Annotated in this window: 16 protein-coding genes and 1 other annotated feature; all 16 genes read left to right on the forward strand. The window is 36.6% G+C overall.

From position 1 onward, the window contains the following. The first annotated feature begins 172 nt into the window (after window positions 1-172). Window positions 173-443 (forward strand) — a binding site (T-box leader). Window positions 444-554: 111 nt separating this feature from the next. Continuing rightward, entirely contained in the window at window positions 555-1,415 is an 861-nt protein-coding gene (locus tag ACLGGR_RS05445) for an SAM hydrolase/SAM-dependent halogenase family protein (RefSeq protein ID WP_120208939.1), read from the forward strand. 14 nt (window positions 1,416-1,429) lie between these two features. Continuing rightward, window positions 1,430-1,987 (forward strand): ECF-type riboflavin transporter substrate-binding protein, encoded by a 558-nt coding sequence (locus ACLGGR_RS05450; RefSeq protein ID WP_024424020.1) that lies wholly within the window; start codon window positions 1,430-1,432, stop codon window positions 1,985-1,987. Window positions 1,988-2,006: 19 nt separating this feature from the next. Further along, complete coding sequence (locus ACLGGR_RS05455) at window positions 2,007-3,722, forward strand: ABC transporter ATP-binding protein (RefSeq protein ID WP_410972643.1); 1,716 nt, start codon at window positions 2,007-2,009, stop codon at window positions 3,720-3,722. Further along, on the forward strand, window positions 3,713-4,540 hold the full coding sequence (locus ACLGGR_RS05460; RefSeq protein ID WP_410972644.1) for an energy-coupling factor transporter transmembrane component T family protein: 828 nt from the start codon (window positions 3,713-3,715) through the stop codon (window positions 4,538-4,540). The genes ACLGGR_RS05455 and ACLGGR_RS05460 overlap by 10 nt, the downstream gene beginning before the upstream one ends. Window positions 4,541-4,705: 165 nt before the next feature. Further along, window positions 4,706-4,876 (forward strand): CxxH/CxxC protein, encoded by a 171-nt coding sequence (locus ACLGGR_RS05465; protein WP_065215011.1) that lies wholly within the window; start codon window positions 4,706-4,708, stop codon window positions 4,874-4,876. 80 nt (window positions 4,877-4,956) lie between these two features. Then, window positions 4,957-5,436 (forward strand): 23S rRNA (pseudouridine(1915)-N(3))-methyltransferase RlmH, encoded by a 480-nt coding sequence (rlmH, locus tag ACLGGR_RS05470; RefSeq protein ID WP_003214880.1) that lies wholly within the window; start codon window positions 4,957-4,959, stop codon window positions 5,434-5,436. Window positions 5,437-5,467: 31 nt separating this feature from the next. Next, window positions 5,468-6,562, forward strand: coding sequence for a hypothetical protein (locus ACLGGR_RS05475; RefSeq protein ID WP_410972645.1), 1,095 nt, complete (start codon window positions 5,468-5,470; stop codon window positions 6,560-6,562). 335 nt (window positions 6,563-6,897) lie between these two features. Then, on the forward strand, window positions 6,898-9,384 hold the full coding sequence (locus ACLGGR_RS05480; protein ID WP_410972646.1) for a BsuBI/PstI family type II restriction endonuclease: 2,487 nt from the start codon (window positions 6,898-6,900) through the stop codon (window positions 9,382-9,384). Window positions 9,385-9,395: 11 nt separating this feature from the next. After that, window positions 9,396-10,496: a GmrSD restriction endonuclease domain-containing protein gene (locus tag ACLGGR_RS05485; protein ID WP_410972647.1), complete on the forward strand. Its 1,101-nt coding sequence runs from the start codon at window positions 9,396-9,398 to the stop codon at window positions 10,494-10,496. Next, complete coding sequence (locus ACLGGR_RS05490; RefSeq protein WP_410972648.1) at window positions 10,497-11,159, forward strand: MAE_28990/MAE_18760 family HEPN-like nuclease; 663 nt, start codon at window positions 10,497-10,499, stop codon at window positions 11,157-11,159. Window positions 11,160-11,307: 148 nt separating this feature from the next. Beyond that, window positions 11,308-12,156 (forward strand): MBL fold metallo-hydrolase, encoded by an 849-nt coding sequence (locus ACLGGR_RS05495; protein WP_410972649.1) that lies wholly within the window; start codon window positions 11,308-11,310, stop codon window positions 12,154-12,156. A gap of 149 nt (window positions 12,157-12,305) precedes the next feature. Further along, complete coding sequence (locus ACLGGR_RS05500) at window positions 12,306-12,896, forward strand: Crp/Fnr family transcriptional regulator (RefSeq protein WP_410972650.1); 591 nt, start codon at window positions 12,306-12,308, stop codon at window positions 12,894-12,896. A 70-nt stretch (window positions 12,897-12,966) separates the two neighbouring features. Beyond that, on the forward strand, window positions 12,967-13,308 hold the full coding sequence (locus tag ACLGGR_RS05505) for a darcynin family protein (RefSeq protein ID WP_410972975.1): 342 nt from the start codon (window positions 12,967-12,969) through the stop codon (window positions 13,306-13,308). A gap of 105 nt (window positions 13,309-13,413) precedes the next feature. After that, window positions 13,414-13,920 carry an LURP-one-related/scramblase family protein gene (locus ACLGGR_RS05510; RefSeq protein WP_267587034.1) on the forward strand — a complete coding sequence of 169 codons (507 nt, stop codon included), beginning with the start codon at window positions 13,414-13,416 and terminating at the stop codon, window positions 13,918-13,920. 159 nt (window positions 13,921-14,079) lie between these two features. Further along, complete coding sequence (locus ACLGGR_RS05515; RefSeq protein WP_142946064.1) at window positions 14,080-15,423, forward strand: TcaA 3rd/4th domain-containing protein; 1,344 nt, start codon at window positions 14,080-14,082, stop codon at window positions 15,421-15,423. Window positions 15,424-15,566: 143 nt separating this feature from the next. Further along, the gene (locus tag ACLGGR_RS05520) at window positions 15,567-16,475 is read left to right on the forward strand and encodes a LysR family transcriptional regulator (protein WP_410972651.1); all 909 of its coding nucleotides are present in this window, start codon (window positions 15,567-15,569) and stop codon (window positions 16,473-16,475) included. The last annotated feature ends 7 nt before the right edge of the window (window positions 16,476-16,482 follow it).

Below are 16,482 nucleotides of genomic sequence, written 5' to 3' on the forward strand. Positions count from 1 at the left end.
TTTATTATACCCCTAGAAAAGAAAGAGACCATAACTTGCTCTTTAACATTTGTTTAAATTTCATAAAAAGAAGACTCTTCCAGCACCCGTTGACTTATTTTTAAAAATGTTCAGAAAAATATCTTGATTTATCAAAAAACATCATGTATGATAGCTTTAATTCAAGATAATTATACAGGCAATGACGAGAGAAAGTACAATCATCAATTTTTCCACAGAGAGCTTCGGCAGCTGAAAAGAAGCAAAAATAATGATTCGAAAAATGGTCTCTGAGCCTCGTGCTGAACATATCTATGATATTAGTAGGTGACGACGAGAGTTGGTACTCGTTATCAAAACCACAGTATATGAGCCAGATTGGAGCTTTGTACTTGTAGAGGCTGTTTAGCGCGAGCAAACAGTAAATAAAGGTGGTACCACGAGACAAATACCTCGTCCTTATGATTCAAAGATAAGGATGGGGTATTTTTTATTGTCCACTTTTTTTCATACAATTGTTCAAATGTTCCACGTGAAACACCACATCCATTTTTTCAAATGAAAGGGAGATTGACATGAGTGAACATGCATTGGTTTTACAATCAGATTTCGGCATTGATGATGGAGCTGTCAGTGCAATGTACGGAGTGGCAAATACGGTCAGCAGCGGCATCCGCATTTTTGATTTAACACACAATATACCGCAGTATGACATTTGGGAGGCTTCTTATCGCCTGCTTCAAACCGTCACATACTGGCCGGAAGAGACGGTATTCGTTTCCGTCGTTGACCCTGGCGTTGGATCAGAGAGAAAAAGTCTTGTCGTCAAAACGACGAGTTCACACTATATTATTACTCCAGATAACGGGACACTCACGCACGTCGCGCAGGATATTGGCATCGTAGAAGCCCGTTATTTAGATGAGACTATTAACCGGCTGCCAAAGTCGGGAAAATCACATACGTTCCATGGAAGAGACATTTACGCCTATACAGGCGCGAGAATTGCATCAGGTGTGATTTCTTTTGAAGAGGTTGGGCCAAAGGCGAATATTGATGATATTATCCATCTTCCAGTCGTACAGGCTTATGCGGAAGAAGATGTGATCACAGGGACGATTGATATTTTAGATGTGAGATTCGGAAACCTGTGGACAAACATTCATCACACGCTATTTGAACAGCTTTCAATTAATTATGGGGATGCAATAGAAGTTACCATTGCCAACGGGCCGAAAAATGTGTATAAAAATATCATGACCTATGGACGATCTTTTGCCGATTTAAAGGTAGGCGAACCACTCGTATATGTCAATTCACTCGATCATTTAGGCGTGGCGATCAATCAAGGGTCATTTGCAAAGGCTTATAACATCGGTACAGGCACAGGCTGGCGCCTTTCGATTCGCAAAGCTCCGCGCATTATATACGAATAAGAGGAGGATACATCATGGCAGGAAAACAACTTTCAACGAAAACAGTCGTTGCTATCGGAATTGGCGCAGCCGTCTTTGTGATTCTAGGACGATTCGTCTCCATTCCAACTGGAATTCCGAATACACAAATTGAAACCTCATACGCATTCCTTGCATTAATGGCCGTGCTATTTGGTCCTGTTGCAGGCGCACTGATTGGTTTTATTGGCCATCTCATTAAAGATGCGACCACATTTGGCCCTTGGTGGAGCTGGATTATTGTTTCGGGTGTGGTTGGTTTATTGATCGGCTTTATTTCTAACCGTTTAAAAGTAGAAGAGGGAGACTTCGGCTGGAAGAAAATCACGCTCTTCAACGCCGTACAAGCAGGCGCACAGGCATTAGGCTGGTTTATCATTGCTCCTGTACTCGACATTGTGATCTATGCAGAACCTGCGAACAAAGTGTTTGTTCAAGGCATTGTGGCAGGAATTTCAAACATCATCACAGTTGGTGTACTAGGAACGATCATCATTGCAGCTTATGCGAAAACGAGAAGCAAAAGCGGCAGCCTATCGAAAGAAACATCATGAAGCAAGGTGGAACACATAAATGAAGAAACCGATGATTCAATTCGAACATTTCGGATTCAAGTATCGCAGTCAGGCAGAACCAACATTAAAGGATATCAACCTGACCATCTATGAAGGAGAAAAAGTTCTCATCGCAGGCCCGTCTGGATCGGGAAAAAGCACACTAGCCCATTGTATCAATGGGCTAGTTCCTGCGTCTTATAAAGGTTCTATGGAAGGAAGTCTTCACATCGGCGGGAAAAATGCGGAGAAAGAGAACATTTTCTCCCTCTCCCAGCTTGTCGGAACGGTGCTTCAGGACCCTGATGGACAATTCATCGGGCTGACCGTTGGAGAAGATATCGCGTTCACGCTTGAAAATGATCAAGTCATACGCGAAGAAATGAAAACACGTGTCGAGGAAGCAGCAAGATTAACAGAGGTAGACGGCAAGCTGGCATCGTCCGTGCATGAGCTGTCAGGCGGGCAAAAACAACGTGTCGCCATTGCGGGCGTACTTGTCAACGATGTCGACATTTTACTGTTTGATGAACCACTTGCAAGCCTTGATCCCGCAACAGGTAAAGAAGTCATCGACCTCATTGACCGGCTGCAAAAACAAACAAAAAAAACCATTGTGATGGTTGAGCACCGATTAGAGGACGTCCTCTTCCGCCATGTGGACCGCATCATCGTTGTCAATGAAGGAACGATTGCAGCGGATATGACACCAGATGAATTGCTCGCCTCAAATGTTTTAGAAGCGGCGTATTTACGTGAGCCTTTATATGTAAAGGCTATGAAATATGCAGGTATTCCGGTCGCACCGGGAGATCAGATCGCTAATTTACAGCGTCTCACCTTAGACGATGAGGCAAAAGAGAAAATCGAGCAATGGATGGAAGCATCTGAGCCGTCAGTAGAGCAGATTGCAGCACAGGATTTACTAGAAGTGCGCGAGCTGAGCTTTGACTATCCAACAAGACCAAATACGCTGAGCAACATCTCTTTTACCGTCAAAAAAGGAGAAATGATCAGCATCGCAGGAGCCAATGGCGCAGGCAAGACGACATTATCTAAAGTGCTCTGTGCATTTGAAAAGCCAACGAAAGGGTCCATTCTTTTAAATGGCGATGATATCACAGGAGATACGATCAAACAGCGCTCCGAACGAATCGGCGTCGTCATGCAAAACCCAAATCAAATGATTTCAAAACAAATGATCTTTGATGAAGTCGCACTCGGTCTCGTTTTAAGAGGTGTGAAGGAAGACGACATCAAGGAACGTGTAGAGCGGGTTTTAAAAGTATGCGGGCTGTATCCATTTCGAAATTGGCCAATCTCAGCACTCAGTTTTGGACAGAAAAAACGCGTCACCATCGCATCTATTCTTGTGTTAGAGCCAGAAATCATCATTTTAGATGAGCCAACGGCCGGTCAAGATTTTAGACATTACACAGAGATGATGACGTTTTTAGAGCAATTAAATCAGCAGGGCGTCACGATTTTGATGATTACCCATGACATGCACTTGATGCTTGAATACACAACAAGAACCATCGTCATTTCAGATGGAGAAAAAATCGCAGATGATACACCAGCTAAAGTACTGACAGATCAGCTGCTTGTCCAAAAGGCGAGCTTAAAGGAAACGTCGCTGTATGAATTGGCGCTGAAAGCAGATTGGCCGAATCCAAATGAACTCGTAGATCGCTTCATTGAGGTTGACAGAAAGGAACGAATGACATGGCTGTAGACATGCTGTCTTATATCGATCGCCCGTCACCGATTCACCGGCTGACAGGTGCAACCAAACTCATTTGCTTTATCCTCTGGTCATCCGCAGCGATGCTCACGTATGATACAGGCGTTTTAGTCTTTATGTTAGCCGCCAGTATCGTATTCTTTCAGCTATCGAACGTACGATTTCGTGATATTTCCTTCGTGGTGATCGTCCTGGCGATTTTCCTAGTGATCAATAACATCGCCATTTACATCTTTGCACCCCAGCAAGGTGTCGCCATCTACGGAGCAAAGCATGAGCTGTTTCATATTGCCGGCTGGTACAACGTCACACTTGAACAGCTTTTCTATCAGTTGAACATTACGCTAAAATATGTGACCGTGATGCCAGCAGCGCTTTTATTTATTGTGACAACAAATCCAAGTGAATTCGCCTCATCCCTCAGCCGAATCGGCGTCAGCTACCGCATTTCGTATGCTGTAGCGATTGCCTTGCGCTATATTCCAGACATTCAGCGGGATTTTCGCACGATCGCGATTTCTCAGCAAGCAAGAGGCATTGATTTATCGAAGAATGAAAAATTGGGGAAACGAATTAAAAATGCGCTATCGATTGTCATGCCGCTGATTTTCTCCAGCTTAGAGCGGATTGAAACGATCAGCAATGCGATGGAGCTGCGCGGGTTTGGGAAACATAAAAAGCGTACATGGTTTACGGCAAAAGACTTTCAAAAAGCAGATTATGCTGCGTTATTGTTTGTTGGTGTGGTGCTGATCGTGTCGCTAGTGATTACATTTGTTAGAGGAACGAGATTTTATAATCCGTTTTGATAGAAGGAAGCCTTCACAGGAGTGGAGGCTTTTTTTGTTTGGTTTGTGGATAAAAGGTGTGGGAAATGGTAAAAGACTATTAACATGTGAATAAATCGGTTATATTGGACAATGAGCGAAACATATGTGAATAACCATAGAATCTATTGGAGGAATAAGAAACTTATGAACAAAACATTTTATGCGTGTGCAGAACATATAGAAACCGTACTAGACATGTACATAGATGATCATGAAACGCCGCCGGAATTCAGAAAAATCGAACATACACACAGTTTATCCACAACCTGTGAATTGTGCGATGAACCTGCAATATATATAGTGGGGAACGAATGATCGGACACAAAATACACAAATTTTATCCACAATTGTTGATAACTTATATGAATAACTTGTTCTTAAGGTGGGGATGACCTGTGAATATATCAATTATCACAGTAGGAAAATTAAAAGAGAAATATTTAAAGCAAGGCATAGCCGAATACACAAAACGATTACAAGCCTATGCGAAAATCGAGATCATTGAGCTCGCGGACGAAAAAGCACCCGAGAATCTCAGCGATCAAGACATGAAAATCATCAAAGACAAAGAAGGCGAACGCATCCTAAGCAAAATCAACCCAGACGCCCACGTCATCGCCCTCGCCATCGAAGGAAAAATGAAAAGTTCCGAAGAATTAGCCGATACAATAGATAAGCTGGCAACATACGGAAAAAGCAAAGTATGTTTCGTCATAGGCGGATCCCTTGGATTAAGCGACGCTGTGATGCAGCGTGCGAATGAGAAGTTATCGTTTTCGAGGATGACGTTCCCGCATCAATTGATGAGGTTGGTGTTGGTGGAGCAGATTTATCGGGCGTTTCGGATTGTGCGGGGGGAGCCTTATCATAAGTGATTGTAGGTTATGAGATTAATGAGGTGGTAATTTGAGGAATAAAGAAGATTTTTACGTTGATATTAAAAATAGAGCATTGGCTATTTATGAACAGTATCAATTTATTATGAAAGAAATTTCAAAGAACAAAACCAACATCTGTAAATATAAACTAAATTTTTACCTTAAGGAGGATTTAAGTTTAGGTGGAAAAGCATGGTCTGAAGATTTTACTGATAATATTATAATAAATAAAGGTGTTATAGATAATTTTTTTGATTATTTTTATAGTATTACAAAGATGAGAAGTGACCTTTTAATAAAACGACTACATTTAAAGAATGAGGAGGTCACTGATGATTTATCTTACGAAATGGTTAAATTTGATGATAACGGAAAAGCTAATGTTTTTGATAGTAAAGTTATAGATATTAAATTAGCTGGATTGCTTACTATATTTGTATCAAGGTTTATAATAACTCATGAATTAGGACATTTACTTAATGGACATTGCGAATTCCTAAATTCAAAAGATAAAAATTCCATACAATTTATTTCGATGTTTGAAAAAAATAATAATAAAAAATCACGAAGTATCTCTCCATTAGACTTAAGAACTTTAGAAATGGATGCAGATGCTTTTGCTGCCACAGATAATTTTAGAAATTTAATATTACTTTACGACCTTTTTGAAGAAAGGGTAGATAGAGACTTAAATATTAAACCGATTGAGTTATTTTATTGGTGGTCATTTGCGATAAGAAGCAATTTTTTAATCACGCAAAGAATTTTAAAAGATGAAGAATATGAAGGCGATAAAACTCATTTACCAAGTGTAGCACGCTGGATTCTAATAATAGAGTCAATTTTAGATAGTATAGAAAATGATATATATAAGATATATTATAGGGATGGAGACAGTAAAGAGAAATTATTACAATCTTTAATGAGTGGGTTTAGTTATGCTGAGAAGTGCTATAATGAAAGTTTTTATACAAATTATAATTGTATAGAAGAAACTATTAATAGTGAAGATTACAAACAATTTGTAACATCAACTCAAAAAAACTGGGAAAAACTCCGTAATGAATTGGATATATTCTCAAGATTACCACTCTTCATAAATAACGTGCATAAATATGGATAAACACTTGTTATCTATTGAAGGAAAGCAGATGAATAGTCTATACTTAATTAATAATAACACGATATCAAAGATAATCTTTTTATAAGAAAATTATAGATTTTATTCTAAATTTACTATTTTTATCAATTTAAGAGTAAGTTAAATTACATTTTAGATATACGAATTATAATATTATGAATTTGTAATTCGATGAAATAATTGAAATTCCACTTCGAATTTTATGTTATAAATACAAAATTTGTAGGTCAAGATATTAATGACGAAAGGTGGGGTACAATATTGAAATTACTATAATGCTGTTCTAACTGCAAAAAATCATACAAGGTGTGTTCATTATGGATGAAATCATGGTATATATTGAAAATCTAACAAGTGAAGTTAACTTGTCTCTTTCCTCACAAGAAAAAAAAGAAAAAGGTCAATATTTTACTTCTAGCTCTATAGCAACTTTTATAGCTTCAAACGTTAATATTAAAAAGGATAAGTTACGAGTGTTAGATCCTGGTAGTGGATTAGGAGCATTGAGTGGGGCTTTAATTCAAAGAATTATCACTCAGAGAATAAGAGTAGATATTGATTTAGTGTTATACGAAAAAGATAAGAAAGTAACTCCACATTTAAGATCAGTTATGGAATTATGTAAAAAAAGGATGCATGAATGTGGAAATGAATTTGAATATACAATCCTAGAAGAGGATTTTATTCTTGATAATAGACTTACGGTTGAAAATGACTTATTTAATGAATCATTGAATTATGAAAAATATGATGTAATCATTAGTAATCCTCCATACTACAAAGTTAAGAAAGATCACGTATATTCAAGGATTTTAGCAGATTATATACATGGTCAACCTAATGTGTATTTCATGTTTATGATTATTGCGTCAAAACTTTTAATTAACGAAGGACAACTTATATTTATTACTCCACGTAGTTATTGTTCAGGAGCCTACTTTGAAAGGTTCCGCACAAAATTTTTTGATGATATTGATCCAGATCACTTTCATCTATTCAATAAACGTAAAGGTAATTTCAAGGGTGAAAGTGTACTTCAAGAAAGTATAATTTTGAGTGGTTTCAAACGTGATAGAAGGCCTCTGTTTATAACAATAAGTTCATCGGATGATTTAAATATAATTGATAGTTATCAGCATCACTCTTTTGAAAAAGAATTAATTATTGACTCATCGGATCAAATTAATCTTATACGTCTTCCAGTAAATGAAGAAGACGAGGAGATTCTCCGCATGTTTGATAGTTGGAATAATAATCTTACATTAATGGACATGGAAATTTCCACAGGCCGTGTAGTTACATTCAGAAATAAAGATAATATCGAGGAATACAATCCTAAAAGGAATCATCCTTTAATCTTTATGCAGCATTTGAAAAATCAAAAAGTGCATTTCCCTTCCGATAATGGTAAAGATTTAGGTGTTAAGGATAGTGGACATAATGTTCTGGTTCCATCAAAAAACTATGTGTTATTGAAACGGTTTACTTCTAAAGAACAGAGTAAACGTATAGTTTGTGCATCTTATCTTAAAAAGCATTATGATTACAAATTTTTAGGGATTGAAAATCACTTGAATTATATACACAAATATAATGATGGTTTAAGTGAGGAAGAGGCTATGGGAATTTGTGCTTTTTTAAACTCTTCTTATGTAGATAAATTCTTTCGTATAATTAATGGTAATACTCAAGTCAATGCTTCTGATATTAGACCGTTACCTTTTCCTAACTACGAATTTATATTGGAAATAGGTAGAAAAATTCTTGAGGAAGAAATAAAATACAGTGACATAGATTCTCTAATAAAGGAAACGTATGAAGGTGAGAAAATGGGAAAAGCAGATATATCTGAAAAAGGAAATAAAAATAAAGAACAACAAGCTATACAAGCATTAAAAGATTTAGGTTTACCTGTTAAGCAGCAGAATACTCGCTCAGCATTAACATTATTGGCTCTATTAGGAGTAAAAGAGGAAGATTCTTGGGAAGATGCAGGTAAGTATCACTTAAGAATTGTAGACATCATGGAGTTTATGGCTAATCAGTATGGTAAGGTTTATGCACCCAATAGTCGCGAAACTATCAGAAGACAAACAATTCATCAATTTGAACAAGCGAGAATTATTGATCGAAATCCCGATGATCCCACACGCCCTACTAATAGCGGAAATACTGTATATGCAGTAACCGATGAATTTCTTCATCTTATTAAATCATATAATACAGAAAAGTGGGCAGAGAATTTATCTGTATTTAAAAATCAATTTTCTACATTGATCGATAGATATAAAAAGATAAAAGAGATCCACAGGGTTCCAGTGAAAATTTCTAGAAATAATACTTTATACCTGTCATCAGGAGAACATAATATACTACAAAAACATATTGTAGAAGATTTTGCTGCAATTTTTGCTCCTGGATCAGAACTGTTGTATGTAGGAGATACCAGTAACAAAAAGTTGTACTTAGATGAGCAAAGAATGGAACAATTAAATATCCCCACATTATTACATGATAAGCTACCAGATGTTGTCTTGTATTCTCAATCTAAAGATTGGATATATCTTATTGAAGCTGTAACTTCTCATGGTCCTATTTCTAACAAAAGGGTTTACGAATTGGAAAAAATATTGGAAAACTGTAAATCTGGTCGTATATATGTTACTGCTTTTCCTGATATGTCTGTTTTTAAAAAGTATGCAACAGATATTGCCTGGGAGACAGAGGTATGGTTTGCTGATAATCCAGAGCATATGATGCATTTAAATGGTGACAGATTTTTTGGACCTAGAAACAATAATTAAGGGGTGACAATATGACTCTTAAAGATGAGATAGAAAAAAAATCAAAAGAGATTCAAACGGATAGTTATTCTATGTCTATCGGTGAGCTAATAAATATGTACAAGGACAACGAACTACAAGTTCAACCTGATTTCCAAAGATTTTTTAGATGGAATGATAATCAAAAGACTAGATTAATTGAATCAATATTATTGGGTATTCCTATTCCACCTATTTTTGTAGCACAAGGAGAAGGTGGAATTTGGGATGTAATAGATGGGCTTCAGAGACTGTCTACAATATTAGAGTTTGTAGGTGTCTTAAAAAATGAAGATGGTATTCTAGAACCTCCCAATGTGTTAGGAAAAACTAAGTTTCTTCCATCACTTGAAGGGAAAATGTGGAACAATACTGAAGTATCAGAGAACTCTTTTACAAGTGAACAAAGAATAGACTTTAAAAGAGCAAAGTTGGATATAAATATTATAAAACGTAGCAGTGATGCAGATGCTAAGTATGAGTTATTTCAAAGATTGAATACAGGTGGCACAGCTTTAAGTCCTCAAGAGATTCGAAATTGTTTAATGATTATGTTAGACAAAGAGTTTTATGAATGGGTAACGGGTTTAAAAGAGGATGAGAACTTTAAAGCTTGTTTACCTCTTACAGAAAAGCAAGCTTCACAACAAGAGTATATGGAATATGTTATTAGATTCTTAGTATACAGACATTGTGATGTTACCTTAATAAACGGTCAAGATGATATCGGAGAATATCTTACCGAACAAATGATTGAGATTATTGAAGATAGCACTTTTAATAGAGAGTTAGAAGGAAAAGTATTTAAAGAGACTTTCAGTTATTTGAACAGTTTATTAGCTGATGATGTATTTAAGAAATATGATATAAACAAACAAAAATTTGTAGGACCATTATTAATTGGATCTTTCGAGCTTTTAATTACAAGTATTAGTGATAACCTTGAACATATTAAAGCTAAACCAGATGCAGATGTTATAGAGATATTAAAAGGCATTTATGAAAAAGAAGAATTTGCTCAAGCAACAAGGCCAGGTACCAAGCCTCTAAATAGATTCAAAAAAATGGTTGAATTTGGCAGGAAAATTTTCTAAATGACGGAATCTAAATTGGAGAAACTTCAAGATGAGTTAAATAAGAATATATTTTGGAGGAAACAAGAACTTACTATGTTGCAGAGCCAGATACAGAGTTCTAATGGGGCAATGTTAAAAATCTTACTTAGGTCAGGAATAACCTTGCTATATGCTCATTGGGAAGGGTATATAAAAATGGCAGCTAGAGATTATTTGAAATATTTAAATGGTCTAGAATATAGACTAGTAGATTTAAAACAAAATTTTGTTGTCTTACATCATAAAAAAGCAATTATAGACGCAAGGTCCTCGAATAACACAACTAAATTTGGTTTGTTATTTGAAAAAATAACAAACGAAGAGCAAATTTTTAAAGTTAAGGAAAAAGATAAAGCTATTATTACAACGGAGAGTAATCTTAAGTATGAAGTATTAGAAGAGATACTTTATAGTTTAGCGCTTCCCAAAAAAAATTTTGAGTTGAAAAAAGCATTTATAAATCAAAAACTATTAGAGCGGAGAAACAAGATTTCACATGGAGAATATCTTGAATTATATAAAGATAATGAACAGGATGCTAAAAATGAATTCAAAGAATTATACCACATAGTTCTTGCACTAATGGATGAATTCAAAGAAGAAATTATAGAAGCTGGTCGTAATAAGGCATATTTAAAATAAGTTTGTGATTCAACATATAATTCAAGCTTATACTTAAGGCAGAAAGAAAATATTTATATTCTCACTTACGTATTAAAAATTAACTTTTTAAAATAGATAATTTATCCTAATATAAATCTAATGTGCAATTATAGAAAGCAGGCACACCATGCACACAATCAAAAAAATAGGCCAAACCTTCTCCTACATCACACCAGTATCACTCACCGACCGCCCCATCCTAGGTATGGTCGTAGGCAATAACAAAACATTAATGATCGATGCTGGTAACTCAGAAGATCATGCCAAATACTTTATCAAAGAAACTTTAAAAAATGAGAACGCCACGCCTGATATGGTTGTCCTCACGCATTGGCATTGGGATCATATTTTTGGTCTGCCAGCGCTGTCTGATTCGGTTTCGATTGCTTCTGCAAAGACAAGAAAGGAAATGGAGAAGCTTGTTCCTTTTTCGTGGTCAGATGAGGCGATTGATGAGCGGGTGAGGGAAGGAACGGAGATTGAGTTCTGCGCGAAGGCGATAAAAGAAGAATATAAGGAACATCGAGATATTCAGGTGGTTTTACCGGATGTCACGTTTGACCAGCGGATGGAAATTGATCTTGGCGGGGTCACTTGTGTCGTGCAGCATGTTGGAGGCGATCACGCTGCTGATTCAGTGATCGTGTATGTGAAAGAAGAGAATATCCTGTTTCTTGGTGATTGTATTTATCCGAAAATGTATGCCGAAAAAGTACATTATACGGTGAAAAAAATATTGCGTCTTTTAGATGAGTTAGAAGCTTTTGATGCCGATACGTATATTCCTTCACACCAAAGACCGTGGACAAAAGAGGAATTTCGTCAGGAAAGAGACAAACTTCGGATGATTGCGAAATTCACTAATTTATGTGGTGGAGATAAGCAAAAAATCACGAAAGAATATCAACATTACGTGAACAGAGAACTGAAAGAAGATGAATTAGAAACCATTGCTTACTTTGTAAATGGTTATTAAATAATAACTAAAAAAAGTCTCATTTGAGTGATTTCCCTCAAACGAGACTTTTTTTGCATCACGTATTGTGACAGACTTATTTTTAGCATTAATAATAAAAACAATCCCCAAGTAGGCTTGAGTTTTCCTTATTAGGAGGTAAAAAACAGATGGACAAAATAACTGACCCATACGACACTTTCAAAACCAAAATATCCAAGTATCCAATCGAACAAAATCATTGGCAAGCCTTCAAAGATGGAACAACGATTAAACAATTAAAAGCAGGTACATGCATGATCAAAGCTGGCGATCCAGTGAAGCATGCTTATTTCTGCATAACCGGGCTCTTCCGTCTGTTCTATTTGTTACGGGATGGAAGGGAGTACAATGTGGCTTTTACGTTGGAAAATGATTTTGCTACTTCTTATGCAAGTATGATCAACGGGCAGCCTTCTCCTTATTCGATTGAAGCGTTGGAGGATTCTATCGTGATTGAAATTCCGTATGATCTGCTTCAAATGTTGATGGACAGAAGTCATATGTGGGAGCGGTTTGTTCGGGTTAGTGTAGAAAGGCTGTATACGAGAAAGGAAAAGCGTGAGAGGGAACTGCTATATTTGCCCGCAATTGAGCGATATCAGGCGTTTTTATTGAAATATCCCGGGTTACATCAACGTATCGCTCAATATCATATTGCCTCGTATATCGGTATTTCTCCTGTTTCGCTGAGCAGGCTGCTGCATCCTGCTGAACATTAACTTATGTTAATGCACATTCTATAGTTCTGACGTACAATCATCACATCATAGAAGAATCGAGGGTATGATGATGAAATATATGATGGTTGTTTTATTAGAGTTCTATCCATCTTGGCTTGCTTTACCACGAGAGGAGCGAAGAACCCATGCGGCTTCGCTGCAAGAGTTGATGCAGAAATATGAGGAACATGTGAAGGTGCGCTTTTTTGATGCTGAAGCTCTTCCGGGTAAAGATTACACAGATTTTGTGATGTGTGAAACGGATGACCTGAAATTCTATCATTTTATGTGGGAAGAGATTAGAGATTCTATTCCTTACACAAGTGGTTATGTCAAAATTAAAGAAGTCATCATGGGAATGGAAAATGCTTTTCAAACATATGAAAAAGAATCTCTGAAAATGGATCAGTAATCGAAAACCACCTGCTATCAGGTGGTTTTTTGTACATTCTATTTTTTGGTATAATCAGGGATAAGGTAAGAACGGATAATTTTTTGAACTGAATCGGAGGTACATATGAAACAGCTTTACATGAAGCAGAAGGTATTTAGTCTGAGCGGCAGATTTACGGTAAAAGATCAGCAGGAGAACGATGTGTATGTGGTCGAAGGCAGCTTTATGAAGATGCCGAAGACGTTTACCATTTTGAATACAGAACGAGATGAAATCGCTGTGATTACGAAGAAAATGTTTACCTTTTTACCGAAGTTTTTAGTAGAAGTTAATGGTCAAGAGATATTGACGATTAAAAAAGAGTTTACGTTCTTTAAAGCAAAATATTCAATTGATGCTGCTGGGATCGAAGTGCAAGGTAACTGGTGGGATATGAATTTCCAGGTGCTCCAGAACGGCGAAGTGATCGGTCAGGTGAAGAAGGAATGGTTTACTTGGGGTGACAGCTATAAGGTTGATATTTTGAAAGAAGAGATGGAGCCTGTGATGATTGCCCTCGTTGTTGCGATTGATTGTGTGAAAGCTGATGAAGCAGCGTCTAGGTCTTCGTCGTCGGCAACGACGAATTAATAAGAGAATATCAATAAAGCCTCGAAGAGCTTAAAGTTCTTTGAGGCTTTTTATTTTATTGCATCTTATTATTCATAAATTATGAATTTTTTAGGTTATACTCTATTATTTAACTTTAATGTTATAATAATCAAATAAATTGATTAAGGAGTTTGAAGAATGAAGAAAAAGACGTTATTCATTATCGGTAGTAGTGCAGTTCTTTTACTTATTATTATTTTTTTGGTGGCTGGACGTTCAACAAACCCAGCCGATTTGGCGAAAGAATTTAAGGAAAAAGTAGAAAATGGAGATGCAAATGGCTTAGTTAAATTAGTAAAGCTTCAAAAAGAGGAGATGTCATGGGACAAGAAGGATGCCGAAAGCATTATTAACTATCTAAAAGATGAAAATAAAGAATTTGAAAATCAAGTAGAGTTATTAGAGTATCAAGCAAAGTATTATAATTCAGACGGTAAGGATGGTACATTTACTGAGAGTCTATTTGGAAAAGCTTTTTTGTCTATGGGTCCATTTTTTATAGATAAAGAGAAAGGTCTATTTGGGCGCGAGAAATATACACTTAAGGCAAGAGCTTATAAGGTAGAAATAGAAGCCATGAAAGGGGCAGAGCTCTCTTTTAATGGTGAGAAAATCAATTTAGAAAACAACCATTCTAAACTTCTGGGCTATTATGGACCAGGTGTGTATAAAGTTAAAGGGAAAAAGAAGTTTAACTATACAACAGTAAATGATGAGGAGGAAATCACACTTTTTGATGCTGATTCTTTTGAAAAAACAGTGAGTCTTAATTTTTCAGGCGATAATGTAGATGTTTCATCATCAATGCCTAATACTGAAATAGTGGTAAATGGAGAAGGAACTGGAGAGAAAATAGAAGAAGGTACTACGTTTGGTCCTGTAAAAGATGGGATAACCCTTCAAGGTAAAGCTGAATTTCCTTGGGGAGTGGGCAAGAGTAAAGAATACGAAATAAAAGTTGAGGAAGATACTGACTCATCTTCTTTTTTTGGTGGATCAACGAATCAGTATGATTTAACACCTAATCCAATTATTGATAAAACATTTAAAGAAAATATTAAACAAGTAATAAATGATTTTGCAAAACAGAGGGTTGAAGCTAAAAATTCAAAGGACGCAAATAAGTTAAAAAATGTGTCTGATAATCTTAAAAAAGATTATATAGAAGTGATTGCTGATTATGATTCAAATAATTATTATGAAGGAAAGGCACTAGGAACTAGAATTGATTTTTCAAAGGCCACTTATGAAGTTGGAAGTGGTGGTTCACATTTGATACATATTCCAGTGGAGTTTCATGTGAAAGAAAGAGAAATTCTTGAATACGTTGACAGTGAAAGCGAAGAGGGATTTTCAGAAGTTGAACTTACCTTGGAATATATTGAAGATAAAAAAACATGGTTAATTAGTAGTGTTGAAGATGATTATTCAGCTGATGATGAATATATGACTAGCTCAGAAGTAGAAAAAACAAGTTTTTAGTATGATCAAGGAAAAAATCATTATGATACTTACAGAGAGTCATTCTGTATTATCTAACTGAAGAAGAGTGTTTCAAAAAGCACTCTTCTTCAGTTCTATTTAGAGCAAATCACAATTCTTTCAAATACTAATTGAAACTAAAAATGAAATCTATAGACGAAATAAAAACAAAAGAGGTGAGCACACTGATCACATTCCAATACAAAGTATTTCTAACAGTCGTCGAATGCGGCAGTTTTACAAAAGCCGGGGAGAAGCTTGGGCTGACGCAATCTGGGGTGAGTCATAATATTGCGAAGCTTGAGTCGGAACTCGGGATTGTGCTGCTTCGGCGGAATCGAAATGGGCTTTCGTTGACGGACGCAGGTGAGCGGGTGATGCCGCATATCCGGCAAATCATGCATCATGCGGCATTGCTTGAGCAGGAGGCGGCGCTCATTCAAGGGATGGAAGTGGGGAGTATCAAGATTGGGACATTCCCTAGTTTTTCTTCAAATGTCCTTCCACGCCTTATTCATCGTTTTACGCAAAGCTATCCGCATATCAAGCTGGAGTTATATGAGGGCGGTTATGAGGAGATTGAGGAATGGATTGCTTCAGGCACGGTTGATGTAGGTTTCTTAACGCAGTCATCGAGGGAATTTGAGACCGTTCCACTTTTTCAGGATGAATTGGTGGTGCTCATACAAGAGAATCATCGCTTTCATACGAAGAAAGTGATTGAAGTTGACTCGTTACATGATGAAGCCTTTATCATGCCGAAAGCGGGCTGTGACATACTCGTTAAGAAGCTGTTAAAAGAAAGAGGCGGCGTGAAGCCTCATGTTTTGTTTGAAATTGAAGACAACAATACGCTTATTTCTATGGTTCAAGAAGGACTTGGGGTCACGATCATTCCAAAATTGGTTTTGCCGCCGCACATACCTCATACGAAAGTCATTCCATTGGATACGAGCGTCTTTCGTGAGGTTAATCTGGCGCTCAAATCATTCAAAGCAGCTTCCCCATCGGCCAAAAGATGGATCGAAATGGTCAAAAATCATTTTAAATAGAATCAGC

It is taken from the genome of Bacillus sp. BD48 (genome assembly GCF_046566805.1).
Lineage (GTDB): Bacteria > Bacillota > Bacilli > Bacillales > Bacillaceae > Bacillus > Bacillus safensis.